The 22,285-nt window shown below is 59.8% G+C and carries 18 protein-coding genes and 2 pseudogenes; 8 read left to right on the top strand and 12 right to left on the bottom strand.

The genetic code is table 11. The features are described from left to right. Positions 1-8: 8 nt before the first annotated feature. On the bottom strand, positions 9-3,500 hold the full coding sequence (locus QCE79_RS20060) for a transglutaminase family protein (RefSeq protein ID WP_309847272.1): 3,492 nt from the start codon (positions 3,498-3,500) through the stop codon (positions 9-11). A 189-nt stretch (positions 3,501-3,689) separates the two neighbouring features. On the opposite strand from QCE79_RS20060, the gene QCE79_RS20055 reads away from it, so the two are divergent. Continuing rightward, positions 3,690-4,751: a putative zinc-binding metallopeptidase gene (locus tag QCE79_RS20055; RefSeq protein ID WP_244830786.1), complete on the top strand. Its 1,062-nt coding sequence runs from the start codon at positions 3,690-3,692 to the stop codon at positions 4,749-4,751. A gap of 8 nt (positions 4,752-4,759) precedes the next feature. On the opposite strand, the gene QCE79_RS20050 is transcribed toward QCE79_RS20055, so the two are convergent. Beyond that, positions 4,760-5,797 carry an alpha-E domain-containing protein gene (locus tag QCE79_RS20050; protein ID WP_250469366.1) on the bottom strand — a complete coding sequence of 346 codons (1,038 nt, stop codon included), beginning with the start codon at positions 5,795-5,797 and terminating at the stop codon, positions 4,760-4,762. A 56-nt stretch (positions 5,798-5,853) separates the two neighbouring features. Next, a complete protein-coding gene (locus QCE79_RS20045) occupies positions 5,854-7,326 on the bottom strand; it encodes a circularly permuted type 2 ATP-grasp protein (RefSeq protein ID WP_244830788.1) in 1,473 nt (490 codons plus the stop codon). 422 nt (positions 7,327-7,748) lie between these two features. Between QCE79_RS20045 and QCE79_RS20040 the strand changes: the two genes are divergently transcribed. From QCE79_RS20040 to QCE79_RS20020, 5 genes are all read left to right on the top strand, one after another. Next, complete coding sequence (locus QCE79_RS20040) at positions 7,749-8,456, top strand: YceH family protein (protein WP_244830789.1); 708 nt, start codon at positions 7,749-7,751, stop codon at positions 8,454-8,456. Positions 8,457-8,738: 282 nt separating this feature from the next. Beyond that, complete coding sequence (locus tag QCE79_RS20035; RefSeq protein ID WP_370652249.1) at positions 8,739-8,945, top strand: DUF3311 domain-containing protein; 207 nt, start codon at positions 8,739-8,741, stop codon at positions 8,943-8,945. Continuing rightward, positions 8,942-10,423: a monocarboxylate uptake permease MctP gene (mctP, locus tag QCE79_RS20030; protein WP_309847266.1), complete on the top strand. Its 1,482-nt coding sequence runs from the start codon at positions 8,942-8,944 to the stop codon at positions 10,421-10,423. The genes QCE79_RS20035 and mctP overlap by 4 nt, the downstream gene beginning before the upstream one ends. Before the next feature lie 93 nt (positions 10,424-10,516). Beyond that, the gene (locus QCE79_RS20025) at positions 10,517-11,455 is read left to right on the top strand and encodes an LLM class oxidoreductase (protein ID WP_309847264.1); all 939 of its coding nucleotides are present in this window, start codon (positions 10,517-10,519) and stop codon (positions 11,453-11,455) included. Positions 11,456-11,461: 6 nt separating this feature from the next. Beyond that, positions 11,462-12,922, top strand: a complete 1,461-nt coding sequence (locus QCE79_RS20020; protein WP_309847262.1) for an amidase — start codon at positions 11,462-11,464, stop codon at positions 12,920-12,922. 27 nt (positions 12,923-12,949) lie between these two features. On the opposite strand, the gene QCE79_RS20015 is transcribed toward QCE79_RS20020, so the two are convergent. After that, positions 12,950-13,501, bottom strand: coding sequence for an H-NS histone family protein (locus tag QCE79_RS20015; protein WP_309847259.1), 552 nt, complete (start codon positions 13,499-13,501; stop codon positions 12,950-12,952). A 229-nt stretch (positions 13,502-13,730) separates the two neighbouring features. After that, complete coding sequence (locus QCE79_RS20010) at positions 13,731-14,171, bottom strand: DUF3331 domain-containing protein (RefSeq protein ID WP_250469359.1); 441 nt, start codon at positions 14,169-14,171, stop codon at positions 13,731-13,733. Between the two features lie 478 nt (positions 14,172-14,649). Here QCE79_RS20010 and QCE79_RS20005 point away from each other — a divergent pair, with 478 nt between their 5' ends. After that, the gene (locus QCE79_RS20005) at positions 14,650-14,919 is read left to right on the top strand and encodes a DUF1488 family protein (protein WP_244830795.1); all 270 of its coding nucleotides are present in this window, start codon (positions 14,650-14,652) and stop codon (positions 14,917-14,919) included. A gap of 6 nt (positions 14,920-14,925) precedes the next feature. Here the strand turns inward: QCE79_RS20005 and QCE79_RS20000 are convergent, their stop codons facing one another. Continuing rightward, positions 14,926-16,215, bottom strand: coding sequence for a cytochrome c (locus QCE79_RS20000; RefSeq protein ID WP_250527667.1), 1,290 nt, complete (start codon positions 16,213-16,215; stop codon positions 14,926-14,928). Between the two features lie 11 nt (positions 16,216-16,226). Further along, positions 16,227-16,643 carry a molybdopterin cofactor-binding domain-containing protein gene (locus QCE79_RS39365; RefSeq protein ID WP_370652259.1) on the bottom strand — a complete coding sequence of 139 codons (417 nt, stop codon included), beginning with the start codon at positions 16,641-16,643 and terminating at the stop codon, positions 16,227-16,229. On the opposite strand from QCE79_RS39365, the pseudogene QCE79_RS39360 reads away from it, so the two are divergent. After that, a pseudogene (locus tag QCE79_RS39360) lies at positions 16,638-16,688 on the top strand (hypothetical protein); the annotation flags it as partial. The gene QCE79_RS39365 and the pseudogene QCE79_RS39360 overlap by 6 nt on opposite strands. Positions 16,689-16,766: 78 nt before the next feature. Here the strand turns inward: QCE79_RS39360 and QCE79_RS19995 are convergent. The 5 genes and pseudogenes from QCE79_RS19995 to QCE79_RS19975 form a co-directional block, all read right to left on the bottom strand. Then, positions 16,767-18,461 (bottom strand): annotated as a pseudogene (locus QCE79_RS19995) (molybdopterin cofactor-binding domain-containing protein); the annotation flags it as partial. 1 nt (position 18,462) lies between these two features. Beyond that, positions 18,463-18,918: a (2Fe-2S)-binding protein gene (locus tag QCE79_RS19990; RefSeq protein WP_244830799.1), complete on the bottom strand. Its 456-nt coding sequence runs from the start codon at positions 18,916-18,918 to the stop codon at positions 18,463-18,465. Between the two features lie 321 nt (positions 18,919-19,239). Next, positions 19,240-20,028, bottom strand: coding sequence for an aspartyl/asparaginyl beta-hydroxylase domain-containing protein (locus QCE79_RS19985; protein ID WP_309847249.1), 789 nt, complete (start codon positions 20,026-20,028; stop codon positions 19,240-19,242). A 105-nt stretch (positions 20,029-20,133) separates the two neighbouring features. Next, entirely contained in the window at positions 20,134-21,207 is a 1,074-nt protein-coding gene (locus QCE79_RS19980; protein ID WP_250469351.1) for an alcohol dehydrogenase catalytic domain-containing protein, read from the bottom strand. A 32-nt stretch (positions 21,208-21,239) separates the two neighbouring features. After that, positions 21,240-22,277, bottom strand: a complete 1,038-nt coding sequence (locus tag QCE79_RS19975) for an NAD(P)-dependent alcohol dehydrogenase (RefSeq protein WP_250511042.1) — start codon at positions 22,275-22,277, stop codon at positions 21,240-21,242. Positions 22,278-22,285 lie beyond the last annotated feature (8 nt).

Genomic DNA, 22,285 nt, shown 5'->3' with positions numbered 1-22,285 from the left:
AGCGCTTCTTAACGATAGCGCAGGTCGAGCGTGAAGGGGAATTCGAGGCTGCGTTGCTGCGGCTCGATCTGTGTTGCGCCCGGCGTATGTCCCGTCGCGAAGAAACGCGCGCGCCGGCGGCTCTCCGCTTCGTATGCATTCACCGGGAACGTCTGATAATTGCGCCCGCCCGGATGCGCGACATGATACTGACATCCGCCGATGGCGCGGCCCGTCCAGGTATCGACGATATCGAAAGTCAGCGGCGCATGCACGTCGATGGTCGGATGCAGCGACGCCGATTGCGACCATGCTCTGAAGCGCACGCCGGCCACATATTCACTGACGCGTCCCGTGGGCTGCATCGGCAAGGGGCGGCCGTTCACGGTAATGACATGCCGGGCGCCGTTGAGCCCGAGCGCCCGCACTTCGAGCCGCTCGACGGAAGAATCGACGAAGCGCACCGTGCCGCCTATCGCACCTTCCTCGCCCATCACGTGCCACGGTTCGAGTGCATTGCGCAGCGTCAGTTCGATGCCATTGGTGTCGTAGGCGCCGACGAGCGGGAAACGGAATTCAAAATGCGGATCGAACCAGCTCTTCTCGAATGCGAAGCCGGCTTCGCGCAAGTCGGCCAGCACGTCCTCGAAATCCATTTCCACGAAACTGCCGAGCATGAAGCGGTCGTGCAGCTCCGTGCCCCAGCGCGTAAGGCGTGCGGTGTAGGGCTTTTCCCAGAAGCGGGCGACCAGCGCGCGCAGCAGAAGCTGCTGCACGAGGCTCATGCGCGCGTGCGGCGGCATTTCGAAGCCGCGCAGTTCGAGCAGGCCGAGGCGGCCGGTCGGACCATCGGGCGAATACAGTTTGTCGATGCAGAATTCCGCGCGGTGCGTGTTGCCGGTCACATCGATCAGGATATTGCGCAGAATGCGGTCGATGAGCCAAGGCGGCACGGTGGCGCTGTCGCGACCGCCCAGCAGATCGAGCTGGCGTTGCAGTTCCTTGAATGCAATTTCAAGCTCGTAGACCTGATCGTTGCGCGCCTCGTCGACACGCGGCGCCTGGCTCGTCGGACCGATAAAGAGACCCGAGAACAGTGTGGATAGCGACGGATGGTTGAGCCAATAGGCAATCAGGCTCGCGAGCAGATCGGGCCGTCGCAGGAACGGGCTGTCGGGCGGAGTCGCACCGCCAAGGACGAAGTGGTTGCCGCCGCCCGTGCCGGTATGACGGCCGTCGAGCATGAATTTCTCCGGGCTCAGATACGTCTCGTGCGCCGCGTTATAGAGAAATTCGGTGTGCTCGACGAGCTGTTTCCAGTTAGATGCCGGATGAATGTTCACCTCGATCACACCAGGATCGGGCGTGACTTGCAGCACCTTCAGACGCGTGTCGCGCGGCGGCGGATAGCCTTCGACGATCACCGGGATACGCAGGTCGGCGGCCGTGGCTTCGACGGCGGCGAGCAAGTCGAGATACGCGTCGAGCGAGGTCAGCGGCGGCATGAACACATGCATGAGCTTATTGCCGTTGCCGTGTTTCTTGAGCGCATCGGCTTCGGCTTTCGGACCTGCGGCGCGCGCCGGATTGCGTGCTTCGACGCACACGGCGGTACGCGCGATCCACTTCGCGGATTCGCCTCGTTCGGGCATGCGAGTGCTTGCCGAATACGCCGATGCATCGCCCAAGGCTGACGATCCGGTCAATGCTTTCCCCGGACCTGCCGCATCGCTGCCGAGAACATCTGCGCCCGGCTCGGCATTTTGCACACCGGATTCAAAATCCAGGTCGGCGGCATATTGCATGCGAAATTCAGCCGCCCGCCGCAACGGCATGGACGGCGCAAACGGGTCGTGCTCGTGCTGATACGGATAGTCGCTCTTCGCCACCCACGGCAGCGAATCGAGCGGCATGCGGTAGCCCATCGGCGAATCGCCCGGAATCAGATACATGCGCTCGTCGCGGAAGAACCACGGGCCGCTCGCCCAGTGCGCCGGACGTGTGCCGTCGGCGGCTTCGCGGGCAATGGGCAGCGCGTAGCCGGTCACCGAGGGCAAGCCGGAATCGAACACACGGAAGAGCCGTGCGCGCTCCAGTTCGTCGTCGAGACGCGAGTCGAACGGGTCCACGTTGACCGGCAGGCGACGCTCGCGCCACAGGTAGTACCAACTGTCTTCGTAGCCCGCCTGAACGTATTTTGCATCCAAGGAAAGCTTGCCCGCGAGATGGCGAATGAAGCGCTCGGCATCTTCGGCGGTGTAGTTGGCGGGCTCGCGTTCGTCCGCGAAGAGCGTTGGATCGCTCCAGCACGGCTCGCCGTCCGCACGCCAGAATAGCGACAGCGCCCAGCGCGGCAACTGCTCGCCGGGATACCACTTGCCCTGGCCGATATGAAGGAAGCCGTTCACGCCGTACTCCGCGCGCAGCTTGTCCATTAGCGTGACCGCGTAGGCGCGTTTGGTCGGACCAAGGGCGTCGGTGTTCCATTCGGGCGCATCGCGGTCGCGCACGGCGACATAGGTCGGCTCGCCGCCCATCGTCAGGCGCACATCGGAAGCATTCAATTGCGCATCGACCTGATCGCCCATGCGCAGCACGTCACTCCAGTCTTCCTCGCTGTACGGCTTCGTCACACGCGGCGTTTCCAGCACGCGCGTGATGGTCATGGTGTGACTGAATTCGACTTCGCTCTCATCGACTGCACCTGAAACGGGCGCCGCGCTGTCCGGCTCCGGCGTGCACGCCACCGGAATGTGGCCTTCTCCCGCGAGCAGGCCCGAGGTCGGATCGAAACCGATCCAGCCCGCGCCCGGTAGAAACACTTCGCACCATGCATGCAAATCCGTGAAGTCGACTTCCGTGCCGCTCGGACCGTCGAGCGATTTGGTATCCGGCGCGAGCTGCAGCAGATAGCCCGAGACGAAGCGCGCTGCAAGTCCCAGATGGCGCAGCGTTTCGACGAGCAGCCAGCCTGAATCGCGGCACGAACCGGCAGCGCTGACGAGCGTTTCCTCCGGCGTCTGCACGCCCGGTTCCATGCGGATCAGGTAGCGAATCTCATCGGCGAGACGTTGATTCAATCCGACCATGAAGTCGATGGTCGGCGTCTCCGTACGGTCGATGCTCGCGACAAACTCCGCAAAGCGCGGCGTCAGTTCGCGCTTGATCATGTAGGGTGCGAGGTCGTGGCGCAAATCCGGCGCGTAAGCGAACGGAAATTTTTCGGCGGACGGTTCGAGAAAGAAATCGAACGGGTTATAGACCGCCATCTCGGCGACGAGATCGACCGTCACCTTGAACTCGCGCGTTTTCTCCGGGAAAACAAGGCGCGCCTGATAATTGGCGAACGCGTCCTGCTGCCAGTTGATGAAGTGTTCCTCGGGCTCGACGTTCAACGAGTACGACAGAATCGGCGTGCGGCAATGCGGCGCCGGGCGCAAGCGCACCACTTGCGGCGACAGCCCGACGAGCCGGTCATAACGGTAATGCGTGACATGGTTCAACGCGACGCGAATGGACACACCGGACTCCTTTTATTCAAATGACGCCGCACACGACAGTGCATCGTGCGCGTCTTATCTGTTGCTTAAGCGTTGCTGGAACGCCAGGCGGGAAGAGCGCTTAACGCGGCACGATGATTGCGTGGACTGCGCGCATCCACGAACACCGCGTCGGTTCCGACGCGAACTCCACCCCTTCCGGCTATCACGATGAAGACTTTTCACTGCAACCGCTGCGATCAGCTCGTGTTCTTCGAGAACACACACTGCGAAAATTGCGGCGCGCGGCTTGGCTACGTGCCCGAACTCAATCAGATCAGCGCATTCGAGGAAACCGGCGACGGCCAATGGAAAAGCCTGCATCCCCTCGCGAAAGACATGTTGTACCGCCCGTGTCATAACTACGAGGTCGAGAACGTCTGCAACTGGGTGGTTCCCGCCGACTCGCCGGAAACGCTCTGCTGCTCCTGCAAGCTCACGAGCGTCATTCCCAACCTCGACAATCCCGACAACCGTACCTACTGGTATCGGATCGAGGCGGCCAAGCGGCGCTTGCTCTATACGCTTTCCGAGCTCGGCCTGCCGGTGATCTCGCGGCAGGAAGACCCGGAACGCGGCCTCGAATTCCGCTTTCTCGAAGGCGATTCGCAAGGCCACGGCGTGATGACGGGTCACGACAACGGCATCATCACGCTCAACATCGCGGAAGCCGACGATGCGCATCGCGAGAAAACGCGCGCCGATCTGCATGAGCCGTATCGCACCTTGCTCGGTCATTTCCGCCATGAAACAGGGCACTATTTCTTCGATCGCCTGATTGGCGACACCGCGCGAATTGCGCCATATCGCACTGCATTCGGCGACGAGCAGCAGGACTACAACGCCGCGCTCCAGCGCCATTACAACGAGGGACCGCCTCCCAACTGGGAAGAGAACTTCGTGAGCAGCTATGCCACGATGCATCCGTGGGAGGACTGGGCCGAGACCTGGGCGCATTACCTGCATATCGTCGATACGCTCGATACCGCCGTGTCCTGCGGCCTCGCGCTCGTCCCCGACAGTCCGCATGAACCGACGCTTACCGACCAGACGCCTGTCGAGGAAACCACCTTCGATAACCTGATGAAACGCTGGTTTCCGTTGACCTATGTGCTCAACAGCCTGAACCGCAGCCTGGGCATGCCCGATGGTTATCCGTTCACGCTCGCCCCGGCGGTGATCGACAAGCTGCGCTTCGTGCATCGCGTCGTCGCGGCGGCGTCGAAACGCTAGGGACGCGTTCAAGCGGAGCCTTGCGACTGGCTCTGCGACTGACCCGTCCCCTGCGTTTGCGTCTGCGTTTGCGAGGGCTCCTGAGTCGCTTCCGGCGTCTCGGGAGCGATAGGCAAGAGAAACTCGCGGCTGATACGGCCTGCAAGATCGTTCACGCGCGCGAGGAAGCTCACAAGATACGCGTGCAGCCCCGCTTGCAGAATCTCGCTGATGCGTCCCGTTCTAAGCTCGGCGCTCAACTGCGCCGCCAGGCGCGACGCCTCGGTTTCGCGACCCTTGGTGACATGACGGATGAGCAGCTCCGCTTCGGCAATGCTCGCCGCAAGCGAGCGCGGCCATTCGCCATAGAGAATCAGGAGGCCGGCAACGCGCTCGGGCGTGATGACATCGCGATACACCCGGCGATACACCTCGAAGCCCGATACCGAGCCCAGCACGGCGGTCCAGTGGTGATAATCGAACGGCTGCGCGGAGGTATCGGCGCGCTGCTCCATCATCTCGAACTTCACATCGAGAATGCGAGCCGTATTATCCGCACGTTCGATGAAGGTTCCGAGACGCATGAAGTAAAACGCATCGTCCTTGACGAGCGTGCCGAGCTGAACCCCGCGCGAGAGATGCGAACGAAACTTCACCCACTCGAAGAAGGTATAGGGCTCGCGCTCGAGAATGCCATCGGCCAGCATGCGCTGACAGTCGAGCCACGTCGTATTGAGCGATTCCCACAACTCGCTGTTCGTCGAACTGCGTACAGCGCGTGCATTCTCGCGAGCAGCCCGCAGACAACTCACGATGGATGAGGGATTCGACATGTCCCGCGCCATGAAGTCGACGACCTCGTGGCTCTTCATGCCGTGGTGCGCGGCGGAATAGATGCCGCTTAGTTCGGAGATGGAAAGCATCGCGCGCCAGCCCAGTTCCGCATATTCGTCGGACTGCGGCAAGAGCGAAAGCTGATAGTTCGCGTCGAGCATGCGCGCGGTGTTTTCGGCGCGTTCGGTATAGCGCGCCATCCAGAAGAGATGATCCGCGGTACGGCTCAGCATGGGTTTTCCCGGTTGTTGATATGGAGGTTCGCGTCTCGATTCTCGAGCCGGGGCTCTTAGCGTTCAAGCACCCACGTGTCCTTGGTTCCGCCTCCTTGCGACGAATTCACGACAAGAGAACCTTCACGTAGCGCGACCCGAGTAAGGCCGCCCGGCACCATGCGCACCTCATTGCCCGACAGCACGAACGGACGCAGATCGATATGGCGCGGCGCGATGCCTGCCTCCACATACGTCGGGCATGTGGATAGCGCGAGCGTAGGCTGCGCGATGTATTTGTCCGGATGCGCTTCGAGCACCTTGCGAAACTCGGCGATCTGCGCGGTCGTCGATGCCGGGCCGACCAGCATGCCGTAGCCGCCCGCGCCATGCGTTTCCTTCACGACGAGTTCGGGCAAGTGATCGAGCACATACTTGAAGTCGTCTGGCTTGCGGCACATCCATGTCGGCACGTTGTTGAGTATCGGCTCTTCGCCGAGATAGAAGCGCACCATGTCCGGCACATACGGGTAGATCGATTTGTCGTCGGCAATGCCTGTTCCTACCGCATTGCAGAGTGACACGTTGCCCGCGCGATATGCCGAGATGAGGCCCGGAACGCCGAGCGACGAATCTTCGCGGAACACGAGCGGATCGAGGAAGTCGTCATCCACGCGGCGATAGATCACATCGACGCGCTGCGGCCCTTGCGTCGTGCGCATATACACGAAGTCGTGGTCGACGAAGAGATCCTGTCCTTCGACCAACTCGACGCCCATTTGCTGCGCTAGGAACGTGTGCTCGAAATACGCCGAGTTATACATGCCGGGCGTCATCACGACGATCGTCGGATTTTCAACGCCTGCGGGTGCCGCCGCGCGCAATGTATCGAGCAGCAAATCGGGGTAATGCGCAACCGGCGCCACGCGGTTACGCGCGAACAGATCGGGAAAGAGCCGCATCATCATCTTGCGGTTTTCAAGCATGTAGGACACGCCCGACGGCACACGCAGATTGTCTTCGAGTACGTAGAACTCGCCCTGGCCCGCGCGCACGATATCGATACCCGCGATATGCGCATAGATGTCGCGCGTCACCTTAACGCCGCGCATCTCCGGCCGATACTGCGAATTGTTGAGAATCTGCGCCTCGGGAATGATGCCCGCGCGAATGATGTTCTGCTCGTGGTAGATGTCGTGAATAAACCGATTGAGCGCATTGACGCGTTGCCGCAAACCGCGCTCTAGCGCTTTCCATTCGTCTGCGGGAAAGATGCGCGGAATGACATCGAAGGGAATGGTGCGCTCGGGAATGCTGCCGGATGTATCGCTCGTTCCATAGACTGCGAACGTAATGCCGACGCGGCGAAAGTTGAGATCGGCTTCGGCGCGCTTGAGGCTGATTTGCTGTTCGCTCTGCGCGATGAGCCAGGTCATGAAATCGCGGTAATGCTTGCGCGGATCGCCCACGTCATTGAAGGCTGCCGCTGGCACACCGCGCGCCTCCAGCACGCTTTGCTCGAACATCTCGTTGAAGAATGCTTGCGTCATAACCGGTCTTCCATATGAAGTGCATGCTGGGGCGGCGCCCCTTCGCTCGTAATTCTGGTTGCACTCGCAAACGCTCGAAAGCCTGAACGACGCGGCCGACCGGACTCAACCGGTATGTCGTGTTGTTTCTTAGGCGACCTCTAAGCGCGATGCCAACGATAGCCACGATTTTCGTCTGCATCGAATGCGCGGGCAGCCCAGTGCCGTTCAATCAAAAAGCAACTTCAATGCCAATGGTACAAGCCGGAATAAAAACACCTTTATATTGCGCCGATGCCAACATCCATGCACCAGAAAAGCGCATCGGTCCGAACGAGTGCACAGTCTGAGGAAGCCAGACGGCCGCACGACGGTGCGCGTACGCATGAATCGTTGCGCTCCACCGGTATCATAAGCGTCTCACCGCCAGTCTCCGACAGTTTATGAATACGCCCTCTTCTCCCGCTTCGCGCCCTGCCTTGCGCGAACTCACGCCACTCGAAGCACGCGTCCTTGGCGTGCTCGTAGAAAAGCAGCATACCGTGCCGGACACTTATCCTTTATCGCTCAACTCCCTCACCTCGGGATGCAACCAGAAGACCGCACGGGCTCCAGTCATGAACGTGAGCGAGGACGAAGTCCTCACGACCATCGACGGATTGAAGCGCCTCTCGCTCGTGATGGAAGGCAGCAGCAGCCGCGTGCCGCGTTTCGAACATAACGTCAATCGTGTGCTTGGTGTGCCGAGCCAATCGGTTGCCTTGCTCGCTACGTTGTTCTTGCGCGGCCCGCAAACCGCTGCAGAATTGCGTTCGAACAGCGCGCGTCTGCATGGCTTCGCGGACATCTCCTCCGTGGAGAGCTTTCTCGATGAGCTCGCTTCCAACGACCCGCCGCGCGTGATGAAACTGCCGCGCGTGCCGGGCGAGCGCGAAAGCCGCTGGGTGCATTTGCTATGCGGCGAAGTGAGCATGAGCGATTTTCCCGTGCGCGATGTCGCTGAACGCGAGTCTTGGTCGCCATCGGAAGTCGAATCGCTCAAGGCCGAGCAAAAGCGCCTGACACTTGAAGTCAACCAGCTAAGAGCGATGGTTCAGCGCATGGCGGCTGAATTGGGAATCGACCTCGAAGGATCGTCCGACGAAGCATGAGTGTGTCGATCGATCCCGCGGGCTTTAGCGTCAGGCGTGCAATGCTGATCGTCTTCGAGGCGGCTTAGCTTTAGCGCATCGTGCCAGGACCAACTATAAGCGATGGTTTAGCTAATGCTTGACGTAACCGGAAAGGAACACGTAAGCATTAAACGAAGATAGCGTGACATGCGCGCATCAATTACAAATATCTTGGATAATTCGCTCGCAGCGCCAGGCGCAGACAAAAGACGATACTGCGCCGCGCCTCGAACCCGCAACGACGTATGAGGAGAACCAGCGTTGGAACCCGACACGAGCGACCAAAACAAGAACCGTCCATGGCTCTGGGCGACTCTTTTGATTCCCTATATTGCCCTGCTCTGGCTGCCGTTTTATAACGACACGCATCCATCGTTCGCAGGCTTTCCCTTCTTCTACTGGTATCAGTTTCTTTGGGTGCCGCTCACGTCGCTTTTGCTTTATGTCGTGTATCGGGGCATCAAATGAACGATCTCAATCCAGTCAATCCGGTTGCGATGACCATCTTCATCGCGTTCTTTCTGTTGGTCACCGTCGTCGGCTTCTTTGCGGCGCGCTGGAAGCGTGGCGATCTTACGCAACTCCATGAATGGGGCTTGGGCGGCCGGCAATTCGGCGTTTTGATTTCGTGGTTCCTGGTCGGTGGCGATTTCTATACCGCCTATACGGTGATCGCGGTTCCCGCACTGGTCTATTCGGTCGGCGCGTACGGCTTTTTCGCGCTGCCTTATACGATCATCGTGTACCCGTTCGTGTTCGCGGTAATGCCCAAGCTCTGGAAAATCGCGCACGCCAAAAATCACATCACCGCTGCGGACTATGTGCACGGCGAATACGGCGGCAAGTGGTTTCCTGCTGCCATCGCGTTGACAGGCATCGTCGCGACCATGCCTTATATCGCGCTGCAACTGGTCGGCATGCAGGTGGTCATCAAGGGACTTGGCGTGACGGGCGAATTGCCATTGATCGTCGCGTTCGTGATCCTCGCGCTCTACACCTACACGAGCGGCCTGCGCGCGCCCGCGATGATCGCGTTCGTCAAGGACATCATGATCTATATCGTCGTGATCGCGGCCGTGTGGGTCATTCCGTCGAAGCTCGGCGGCTATGCGCATGTGTTCGATACCGCCGATCAGTTCTTCAAGGCCAAGGGCGGCGCAACGGGCATCACGCTCAAGCCCGCGCAATTCACGGCGTATGCTTCGCTTGCGCTTGGATCGGCGCTTGCGGCATTCATGTATCCGCATACCATGACCGCCGTGCTGTCTTCGTCGTCCGCGACCACGGTGCGCAAGAACGCAATTTTTCTGCCTGCTTATACCTTGCTGCTGGGCCTGATCGCATTGCTCGGCTATATGGCGATCGCGGCGGGCATTCATGTGAAATCGGCGTCGGATGTCGTGCCCGCGCTCTTCAACACGCTGTTTCCCTCGTGGTTCGTGGGCTTCGCGGCGGCGGCCATTGCCATTAGTGCGCTCGTGCCGGCCGCGATCATGTCGATCGGCGCGGCGAATCTTTTCACACGCAACTTGTGGGGACCGCTGATCTCGCCGGACATGACGCCCGCTTCGGAAGCCGCGACGGCCAAGGTGGTATCGCTCGTCGTGAAGTTCGGCGCGCTGCTGTTCATCGTCTTCCTGCCGACGCAATATGCCATCGACCTGCAATTGCTCGGCGGCGTGTGGATTCTGCAAATATTCCCCGCTATCGTGTTCAGTCTCTACACGCGCCGCATGACGATGCCCGGCCTCTTTCTCGGCTGGCTCGTCGGAATCGTGCTCGGCACTGGACTTGCCATCTCGCAAGGGCTCAAGCCGGTGTATGTCCTGCATGTAGGCGCGGGATCGTGGCCGCTTTATATCGGCCTGATTGCGCTGGCGGTGAATATCGTCGTGACGTTCGCCGTATCGCTCGTAACGCATCGCCGTGTGGTGCCCGCGATTTAACGCCATGAACAGCCCGGCGCTTGACGGCGTCGGGCTTCTTTGCCGAGTGATAGTATCGATGGAGCATGCCCTTCTCATCTTCCGTCGAGTGCCATGTCCGCCTCTTCCATCGCGAACACGCTGTTCGCACCCGGCAAGCTCTCCATCGGCCTTACGCTTCCCTTGGTAACGTCGGGCCGGACCGTAGTGGACTTTAGCGAGCAGCTAGAACTCGCGCGTCTTGCAGATCAACTCGGCTTTCGTGCGCTATGGGTGCGCGATGTCCCGCTCAATAGCATCGACTATCCCGATCCCGTCGGACACCTCGATCCGTGGGTGCTGCTCGGCGCGCTTGCATCGAATACGCAGCGTATAGCGCTTGCAAGCGGAGCAATCGTGCTCACGTTGAGACACCCGCTTCATATCGCCAAGGGCGCCGTTTCCGTCAATACGCTTTCGCGTGGACGCTTCATTCTCGGTGTCGGCTCCGGTGACAGGCCGCCCGAATATGCGGCCTTCGGGCGCGATCCTGAAGAACGCCGCGACTTATACAAACGGCATTGGGAGACGCTCGCTGCGGCCATCGAGGTGCCCTCGCGCGTCATTCCGGACCGCGAGCCCGAAGGTGCGCCCGCGTTCTTTCTGCTGCCTGAGCAGGACGCTTCGATTCCCCTGATCGCAGTCGGCTCCGGCGGTCAAAGCGTCGACTGGATTGCGCGTCACTCGCTTGGCTGGATGACTTATCACCGCGAACCGCAAGCGCAGCGCGGCCGCTATAGCATGTGGCGCGCAGCGGTCGAGCGCGTGTCGCCCGGCGAATTTCGCGCATTCGGCGTGGCCATGCGTCTCGACTTGAGCGAAGATCCCGACGAACCCGCCAGCGATATTTCTCTTGGCTATCGCACGGGTTATCGCGCGTTGATCGACCTGCTGCGCGCCATGCGGGATAACGGCACGCATCATGTCACGCTGAACGTTTCTTCTGAGCGGCGCGAGGCACGCGCGGTCATCGAGGAAGTCGCGGGATATGTGTTACCCGAATTTAATCGCTAAACGCATATGACCAGGCTTGCTTCCTTGCCCACCAACGATATCGTTGCACTCGACGCCATTGCGCTATCCCAAGCTATCCATGCACGAGAAGTATCTTGCGTCGAAGTGATGAACGCGTATCTGGCGCAAGTGGATCGCCTGAACCCGCAAGTCAACGCGATAGTCGCGATGCAGGATCGCGAGAGTCTTCTAAAGCTCGCACGCGAGCGCGACACGCAATTGGCGCATGGCGGAAGTCTTGGCGTGTTGCATGGTTTTCCTCAAGCGCCCAAGGACATTTTGCCCGTCGCCGGCATGGTGACGACCAAAGGCTCGCCCCTCTTAGCCAAGCAAATCACGCAAACCGATGCGTTTATTTTCGAACGCACGCGTCGCGCAGGCGCGGTCTTCATTGGCCGCACCAACTCTCCCGAGTTCGGCCTTGGCGGACATACCTATAACCCCGTTTATGGTTTGACGCGCAACGCATTCGATCCATCTCGGTCGGCTGGCGGAAGCAGTGGCGGCGCAGCCGTTGCGGTCGCGTTGCGCATGCTTCCCGTGGCCGATGGATCGGACATGATGGGCTCGCTGCGCACGCCTGCGGCATTCAACAACGTGTTCGGATTTCGCAGTACACCGGGATGCGTGCCGTATGGCCCCGCCGACGAAGTGTTCTATCAGCAATTCAGCGTCGCCGGTCCAATGGCGCGCACGGTCCCCGAACTCGGCTTCCTGCTTTCGGTGCAAGCGGGATTCGATGCGCGCGCCCCACTCTCGCGCCGCAACGATTCACCGGCGGCATTTGCCAGTGCCTTGGAGCGCGATATGCGTGGCACGCGAATCGGCTGGCTGGGCGATCTAAACGGATATCTACCTACCGAGACGTCCTTGCTCGATACCTGTAGCGCCGCCTTGCGTCACTTTGAAACGGCAGGTTGCACGGTTGAAGCGGCAGAGTTGAAATTCGATTTCAATCGCTTGTGGCAAGCGTGGATCGATTTACGCAGCTTCGCCATCGCGGGCGCAAATGCGCCGCTTTATCGCGATGCCGCTAAGCGCGCATTGCTAAAGCCCGAAGCCGTATGGGAAATCGAGCGCGGACTGGGTCTTTCGGGAGAAGACGTCTACCGCGCCGCACTGGACCGTTCGGCGTGGTATCAAACGCTGAACGCGCTATTCGAAAGTTATGATTTTCTGGTGCTGCCTGCGGCACAAGTCTTCCCCTTCGATGCCACGCTCAAGTGGCCTCATTCCATAGGCGCACGAACAATGGATACCTATCACCGATGGATGGAAACCGTGGTGCCCGCAACCATGGCGTCCTTACCCGCGTTGTGCGCGCCAGCCGGTTTCGGTCCTGCGGGTTTGCCAGCCGGAATACAAATAATCGGGCCGGCGCAAATGGATCTTGCCGTGTTGCAAGTCGGGCTTGCCTACGATCGCGCAAGCGGCTATTCCGGCATGCGCAGTCCATTGCTTGCTTAGCGGGATTAAACCGCGCTAAGCGCATTTTCAAGTACTTGCTTCTTGCACGCTTGCCGCTTTCTTTCCTGCCGGACGAGCTTTGCTCTTGGCGCCCGCTGCCTTAGACGATCCTGCCGGACTGTCACGACGCGCGCCCGTTTTGCCGTTCGATGCGCCATCGATCAAATACACGCTACGGTCTGCTACATCCTTGATCCAGGCCGGTGGACGCGCGTGCCCACTCCAAGTCAGACCGCTCGCGGGATCACGATACTTGGGCGGCATCTTCGATTTCTTGACGGCCTTCCTGGACGAAGCCACATTCTTCGACCCCACCGGACGCCCGCGCTTCTTGACGCCAGGGGAACTGTCGCTCTTGTCGAGATCCGCCGTAGTCAGGCCATATTCCTGCATCAGCGCGCGAATGTTTGCGATGACCTCGCTCGATTTACGTTCACGCAATGCATCTGCACGGCGCTGCAATTTTTGAATCTGAGTTTCCAACTGAGCCAATGTAACCATTCTTCCCCCGTTTGATATCCTGCATAGGTCTAGGGAATGAGCGTACGAGAATTGATAAAGGCTTAAACAATGAAGCATTAATCTCGACGCGCACACTCACCCGTCGAGACATCTTAAAGCGATACCATTGTTATAGCGGCAATCGCTCAAAAGATTACTTTTTATTGCTTTCGGCCTAATTGCGTTCGATGCGCTTAACGTGCTTTAACCGCGCACGGCGCAATGGCTTGATGAATATGGCGTTGGCGAAACAATCAAAAAAGCGGTGTGGCGAGGCGTGCATTGCACACGCCCTCTTGACGACTTCTCAGCTTTCCTGCGCCATCTCGGCAGGCTCGTGCACATCCGTCACGAGCGCGCCCGCGAGAATCATCGCGCCGCTATTGAGCGGCACGGAACTGCCCACGCGCCTTGGCCGATACACCGGCTGCCCGCGCCTGATCACCTGCCCGCTTAGCACGCACGTTCCGCCCTTGCGCGCCGTGCAAAGCGCCCACACCTGCTCTGAATAATTGAATGAAGTGGGATCGTGCCATGAAAGCGCCAGTGTCGATTCGCTCAAGCGCTCCAACACGCGAATGTTCACGCTTTCCGCGCCCGCCGCCCGCGCTAATGCGTTCGATGGCTCGCGCGTGAAGGCACGCGGCATCAGCCCATGGGTCTCGCCAGACTGCGATCGTCGGCTTGACCGGCTATCGAGCAATGCCAGGGTACGGCTCCAGGGATCCATCGTCGATGGAAGCTTCATGTTCCGCTCCTGCTGGCGGCAACAGACGTCCGCGAAGCGAGCCGGACCGCTGCCTGGTGAACTTTCGGGAATGCACGACGCGCCATCTTTGACACCGGGGCGAGCCGCGCCAGGTCGAACCGTTATCGACTCCTGCTCTTGGTGGAGACACTGCTCTGGACATTCGATCTAGAGTAGTACACCTGAGCATGCATTGTTTTTATTTTTCTTTCCATTCTTTTGTCGAAAATGACAAGCGTCTGTAGCTCGTGCGGGCCGTCCGGCCCGCCATTTGAGACGCGGCGGGGAAAGCGAACGCGTAATGCATTAGCGAACGAACGTTCGGCAAACCCTTTAGAATACTTTAGCGGCTTCCCATGTCACCGTAATGAAGGAAGTCGTTTGCCTGCTTGCGCACGTTTGCCGAACGACGAAGCATGCGCGGAGCGGCGAATTTCTGACAAAATAAAAACCGCGAACCGGACAACCCTGTCGAATCATGACAAGCAAGATGAACGTCAATGCCAGCGTCTCGGCGGACCGCGCGTCCGTCAGTTTCGTTGCCTTCTCGCGCGAGCAGGCCATTCAGTGCAACATCACGCGCAAGGCATTGGAGCAATATTTCTGGGCGCCCGTCGGTGCTACCGACGAGCGTCTGCTCAAAGCGTTAAGCGATGGCTACGAGCGCATCAGCGCTCGCGTTCATCGTAAATTCCTTGCTCATCCGTCGAGTTCGGTCACGCTCGACGTCGTCGATTTTTCCACTTGACGCGGCTCAACGCGCCGCCTGCGTCGACTTGCGCATTTTGGTGACGTCCTCGACGTTGACGGCGGGCGTGTTGTTGTTCCATGCGCCGCGAACGAACGTTAGTACGTCGGCTATCTGCTGATCGCTCAGTACCGGCGCATAGCGAGGCATGGGATAAGGCGCCGGCACGCCTTGAATGACGAGGTCGCCAGTACCGTTCAGCGTCACGTTGATGAGCGACGACGCATCCTTTTCCAGCACGTTGGGATTGCCCGCCAAAGGCGCGAGCATCGGCGCAAAGCCACGACCGTCCACGCCGTGACAATGCATGCAGTACGCCGTGTAGACACGCGCGCCCGAATCCGATGCAGCCGGACGCGCCAGGGACACCTTCGTGGCCTTGGCATCATACGAATACGGCGCGTTGCCGTTACCGCCCGCTGCCGGCAGCGACTTCAGATAACTCGCCATGGCCGCCACATCGCTGTCGTTCATGGCTTGCGTGCTGTTGTTGATCACGCTCGTCATTGCGCCGAATGCGGACGCGTGCCCGTTCGCGCCGGTTTTGAGGAACGTCGCGATATCCTGCTCGCTCCATCGGCCGAGACCGGTGTTGTGTTCGGCGGTGAGGTTCGATGCAAACCAGTTGTCGAGCAAGCCCCCGCTTAAATAGACGCTGCTCGTTTCGTCGAGTCCTTTTTCCTGGAACGCGATACCTCGTGGCGTATGACACGAGCCGCAATGGCCCAGGCCTTGAATGAGATAGGCGCCACGGTTCCAGGCGACATCCTTGCCGGATTTATCGCGGTACACGCCCTTCTCGAGAAATACCAGATTCCAAAGCTTGAGCGGCCAGCGCATGGTAAGCGGCCATTTGAAGTCTGGTTCGCGATTAGCCTGCTTGATCGGCGCGACGCCATGCATGAAATACGCATAAAGCGCATGCATGTCTTCATCGTTGATCTTTGCATAAGACGGATAAGGCATGGCCGGATAAAGATTATGGCCATCCTTGGCAACGCCCTCGCGCAAGGCTTTAGCAAAATCCTCTTCCGTATAGCGGCCAATGCCTGTGTCGGGGTCGGGCGTGATATTGGTCGTATAGATGGCGCCTAACGGCGTCATCATCGGCAAGCCGCCGGTCATGGGTTTGCCGCGCGGAGCGGAATGGCAGGCCACGCAATCGCCGGCTTTGGCAAGGTAAGCGCCGCGTGCGACGAGTGCATCGGCGGATGCATCCGCTGCATGCGCGAGTGTCGACGTCACGGCATACGCTGCAAAACAGGCAGCCACGAGAGGCTTGAATACGTTTTTCATGTCGGCCTCCGTCAAGCGCTTTGCAACTGGTTGCCGACTGGTAATTGCCTCAGTCGCTTGCCGGTGGCGGCATAAATCGCATTGGTGATGGCGGGGGCGAGTGCCGCCGTGCCCGGTTCGCCGATTCCTCCCGGCGCTTCGCTGCTCTTGACGATATGCACTTCCACCGGCGGCGTTTCGTGAATACGCAGTATCCGGTAGTCGGTGAAATTGCTCTGCTCGACGCGGCCGTCCTTGATCGTGATCTCGCTATAAAGCGCCGCCGTAATGCCGAATATGATGCCGCCTTGCACCTGCGCCTCGACCGTATTCGGATTGACGACCATGCCGCAATCCACCGCGCATACGATTCGACTGACCTTCACCGCGCCGGCTTTATCGACCGCGACGTCCGCCACGATTGCGAAGTAACTGCCGAACGCATGCATGACCGACACGCCGCGCCCCTGACCTTGCGGCATGGTTTGCTTGCCCCATTCCGCCGCCTGCGTGGCGACATCGAGCACATTGCGCGCGCGCGGCGACTTGCCGAGCAGATCGCGTCGATACTGCACGGGATCGATCTTCGCCTGCGCCGCGAGTTCGTCGATGAAACTCTCCACGACGAACGTGCCACGCGTCGGTCCCACGCCGCGCCAGAATGCGGTCGGCACCTCGCGTGGCTCCTGGCGCACGTAGTCCACGAGTTGATTCGGCAGATCGTAGGGAAGATCGGCGGAGACTTCCACCGCATCCGGGTCGATGCCATTCTTCACCGCCGGCGGCGCAAAACGCGCAAGCACCGACGAACCGACGATGCGATGCGTCCACGCCACGGGCTTGCCGTTCGCATCGAGACCGGCCGACAGCGTGTCGTGATAGCAAGGACGAAACATGTCGTGCTGAATGTCTTCCTCGCGCGACCATGTGACCTTGACCGGCACGCCAAGCTGCTTGCCTATCTTGAGCGCTTGCGTGGCCATGTCGAATTCGAGCCGTCGACCGAAGCCGCCGCCGAGCAGATGGTTATGCACGACGATCTTTTCGGGCGGCAAGCCCGTGGCTTTGACGCCTGCATCGACGACACGCGTGGGCACCTGAGTGCCTAGCCAGACATCGCAACCATCGGCGCGCACGTGCACCGTGCAGTTGATCGGCTCCATCGTCGCGTGTGCGAGCAACGGCTGCACATAGACGGCATCGACACGCGTCTTGGCATTGGCGAACGCCTTGTCGACATCGCCGTCCTTGCGCGCCACGGCGCCCGAGCGTCGTGATGCGCTCGCCATTTCATCGACAAGCTGTTTCGTCGATGTGTTCGCGCCCGCGCCTTCGTTCCATTCGATCACGAGCGCGGCCGCGCCACGTTTGGCGGCCCACGTATGATCGCCGATGACCGCCACGCCGTTGTCGAACTTGATGACCTGCTTCACGCCCGGGATTTTTTTGGCGTGACTGTCGTCGACTGAAACGAGCGTGCCGCCGAACACCGGGCAGTTCACGATGGCCGCATAGACCATGTCGGGCAAGTGCACGTCGAGACCGAATACCGCCGTGCCATCCACTTTTTCGGGAGAATCCAAACGCTTGGGGGGCGTGCCGATCAGCTTGAAGTCCTTGGGGTCTTTAAGCTTGATGTCTTTGGGAACCGGCAATTTGGCGGCTGCTTCGACGAGTTCGCCATAACTTGCGCTGCGCCCGCTGGATGCCTGCGTGACCTTGCCGCCTGCGGCGCTGCATGTCGATGCATCGCATTGCCATTGCTGCGCCGCAGCCGCTATGAGCGTCATGCGTGCGGCGGCGCCTGCCTTGCGCATCGGTTCCCATGCATAACGAATCGACGTTGAACCGCCGGTGAGCTGACCGCCCAGCAACGGGTCCATGAAAAGCTTTTCGTTGGGCGGCGCATGCGCAATCGCTACGCTGTCGAGCGGCACTTCCAGCTCTTCGGCGATCAGCATGGGCAGCGCCGTATAAACGCCTTGTCCCATCTCGACCTTCGGCATGATGAGCGTGACCTTGCCGTTCTTGTCGATCTGCACGAAGGCGTTGGGCGCGAATATGCCGTCTTGCGGCGTTTCGACACCATCGCCGGCAATAACGGACTTGCCGCTCTTCTGATCCTGGCTCGCGGCCGGCAGACTAAAGCCGATCAATAAGCCGCCGCTGGCAGCCGCGCCTATCGTTACGCCGAACTTGAGGAATGCACGGCGCGAGAATGCCCCGCGCGACGCATGACGTCCCGCCTCGATTAAGCCTTGCGACATCTCAGGCCTCCTTCGCGGCTTGCTTGATCGCCGCACGGATGCGGTGATACGTCCCGCAGCGGCAGATGTTGCCCGCCATCGCGGCGTCGATGTCGTCGTCGGTCGGATTGGGAACGGTCGTGAGCAATGCGGTCGCGGACATGACTTGTCCGGACTGACAGTAGCCGCACTGCACCACATCCAGTTGACGCCATGCGGTCTGCACCTTCTTGCCAGCGGGTGTGTCGCCGACGGCTTCGATCGTCGTCACCTTGCGCTCACCGACAGCCGCCACAGGCAGCACGCATGAACGCACGGCGACGCCGTCGAGATGAACGGTGCAGGCGCCGCATTGCGCGATGCCACAGCCGAACTTGGTGCCCGTCAGGCCCACAAGATCGCGCAGCACCCAAAGCAAGGGCATGTCGGGCGGCGCATCGACGGTATGCGTCTGGCCGTTGATGGAAAGCGTGGTCATTGGGCGGCTCCGGCTTATTAATGGTTATCGGATATCGCATGAGGCTGAAGGCGTGGGGCGGCCGTCAGTCTTTGAATTCATCGCGTCTCGAATGCAAGGCGACTAAGCACGAGGCAAGCGGATTGTAGCGCCGCATTAAAAAAGGAGCATGGATGGCGACGCCTTTAGCTCAGACGGCTTTAGCACCATGTTGCTTTGCAGGCTTAAGGAATGAGGCATTTGCTTTAAGGCGTCAACATAAAGTACCAAGCGCGATCGACAGTTAGTTGCATGATAAAAGCTAAGGCGAGTTGCTTCACGGCCCTCTCGCCTATTGGCAAGCTAGCGAATCATTTCCCAGTTTGCATAGAACACACGTCGCATGGACATGACGCCAAGACGCACCGCCGCGACCATGACGTCAAGCACGCGCGCAAAATGCGAAGGCCTCAAGACATCGAGAAAAATGCAGTACCGCAAGCGATCAGATTCGTTGACCGACCGATGCACGAGCGTATCGTCGAAAATGAATAGCGGATCGTCGTGCCAATAATGACGAAGCCCCGCTACTTCGATAAAGACATTTTCGCCGTCGATAGGACGGAGGTTGTAAAGACAACGCAAGGTAAGACGCAGCGGTCCGTAATGCACTGACGTACTCTGCCGCTCATTGAAAACCGATATGCCGATGGTCTTGACGTATTTGAAGTCGCGCGCCATTTCCGGTAGGTCAAGCGAACTATCGACAGGCATGCCGTACCAGCGCACGAAACACATGCCGCGGCGCTTGCTTGCCATTTGCCCTCCGAGGCGCGCGTTCACTAGCGGAAGATGGTCGTTGAAAGCGGCGATGATCGAGCGGATCTCGTCTTGATGCGCGGCCGGTAACTGCGAGAGATCGTAGACGCCGTGATTCCGTTCGCAGATGAGATCGACCAGCAAATTGAAGGGAGAAAGCACCCACGTAAGCAGGCCATTGCCAAGAAAATAACGCCGCCAGTTTGCTGCATCGAACTGGCGGCTGCGTTGAAAATCCGCTAAGCCGCTTGCCAGGAAACAGAGCGCAAGGACAGGCAAGAACTTTAGAAGAAGCGCCAGAATCGCAAGATAGAGCAGATCCTTTCGTCTCACATTCGGCCTCGGCGAGCGTCGTCGTTGACCGTTACATCTTAGTACGGGTTATGTCAGCAAGAAAACGCCTGCTTAAGAAAATGCGGCGCGCTTGCAACACCTGCTTCAAGCGCTCTTAGGCTTGAGCAAAACCTTGATTGAGTCGAGTGAATTGGCGGTCTTGATCGCTTCGTCCCATTCTTCCAGGGAAAAGTCGTGCGTGACGATGCCCTTGGAAGTCACGAGCCCGCGCGCCAGCAAGTCGATAGCGATGGGATAGCAATAAGGACCGAGATGCGCGCCGCGCACGTCGAGTTCTTTGCGGTCGCCGATGATCGACCAGTCGACCGTCGTATCCGCACCGAACACGGAGAACTCCACGAAGCGTCCGAGCTTGCGAATCAATTCCAGCCCTTGCGACACGCCGGCAGGCACGCCTGTGGTTTCGATATAGACATCGCAACCGTATTGGTCCGTGATCGAGCGGATGATGTCGAGCGCGTTATCACTTTTGGGATTGATGGTGATATCCGCGCCATACTCGCGCGCGAGTTCCAGCCGCTCATCCACGAGATCGATCACGACCAGCTTCCTGGGCGTCTTGAGATGCGCGACTTGCGTCATCATCAAACCGAGCGGTCCCGCGCCTGCGATCACGACGACATCGCTTAGTTGAATATCGCCGCGATTCACCGTATGAATGGCACACGCGAGCGGCTCGATGATCGCGGCATCTTCGAGCGAGATGCCGTCCGGAATTTTGTGAACGATGGCTGTCGGCGGGAAGCGCATGTATTCGGCCATGCCGCCATCCGCCACTTCACGCTGAAAGCCGAAGATGTTATGCACTTCGCACATCCAGTATTGCCCGGACTTGCAATAGCGGCACTTCGCGCACGGCACGATCTGTTCGGCAATCACGCGGTCACCCTCGTTCACGCCGAAGTGCTCGGCCGCCCCCTCGCCCAGTTCTTCCACATAGCCGAAGAATTCATGGCCTGGAATGACCGGCGCCTTGACCCAAGGGTTCGGGCCGCCCCAGAACATCTTCGCGCCCGACCAGCATTTGCAGTCGCTCGCGCAAATTCCGCATGCGGCAATGCGAATGACGATCTCGTTTCTGCCCGGCGTCGGGCGCGCGACGCGCTCCACGCGATAGTCCTTCGGCGCGCGGCACACAATGGCCGTCATATCCGTCATGTTCGTGTCTCCGGTTATCGTTTTGGCGATCGTTATTCTTCGAGCACGATCTGCACTTTCACATCCGTAGGCAGGCCGCTCGATGCTTCCTCGAACGCCTTGATACCATCGGCGAAGGGAAATGTGCGCGAGATGAACGGCTTCACATCGAGCTTGCCGGATGCGATCAACTGGATCGCACGCGGGAAAATATTCGCGTAGCGGAATACGGATTCGATGCGCGCTTCCTTGATCTGCACGGCGACCACATCGAGGGCAATGGCGCGCTGCGGCATGCCGACCAGCACGAGGCAGCCACCGGGACACAACAGATCGACAATGCCCTCGAAGGCCTTTTCATTACCGCTCGCCTCGATCACGATATCCGCGCCCCAGCCGTCGGTCAGTTCGGCGATCACGTCCTTCGCATTGCGTTCGCGGATATTCACGGCCGTCACGCCCTGCACCGCGCCAATGAGATCGAGCTTCTCCTGCACGAGATCGCAGACGATGGCGCGGCTGCATCCACCTGCGAGCGCCGCCAGCGCGCACATCATGCCGATGGTGCCCGCACCCAGCACGACGGCGACATCGCCCGGCTTGATCGCGGCTTTCTTCGCGGCCTGCAAGCCGATGGAGAGCGGCTCGACGATCGCGCCTTCGGCAAAGCTCACGTTGTCCGGCAACTTGTACGTGAAGGCCGCGGGATGCACGACGAACGGCGCGAGACAGCCATGCACGGGCGGCGTGGCCCAGAAGCGCACCTTGGGGTCCAGGTTATAAAGCCCTTCACGCGATGCACGCGACTCCATGTCCGGCACGCCGGGTTCCATGCACACGCGGTCGCCCGCCTTGAGATTGCTCACTTCATCGCCGACCTCGATGACCGTGCCCGACGCTTCATGCCCGAGCACCATCGGCTCATTGACGACGAACGGTCCTATGCGGCCATGCTGGTAATAGTGAATGTCGCTGCCGCAAATGCCCACCGTGTGAATGCGGATACGCACGTCGCGCGGTCCGACCACCTGCGGCAAGCTGAACGGCCGCAAGCTGATACGCCGTGCTTCTTCGAGAACCAGTGCTTCCATCGTCGTTC

It is taken from the genome of Caballeronia sp. LZ003 (assembly GCF_031451465.1).
Classification (GTDB): Bacteria; Pseudomonadota; Gammaproteobacteria; order Burkholderiales; family Burkholderiaceae; genus Caballeronia.
This window is presented reverse-complemented; position numbering and strand designations above follow the sequence as displayed.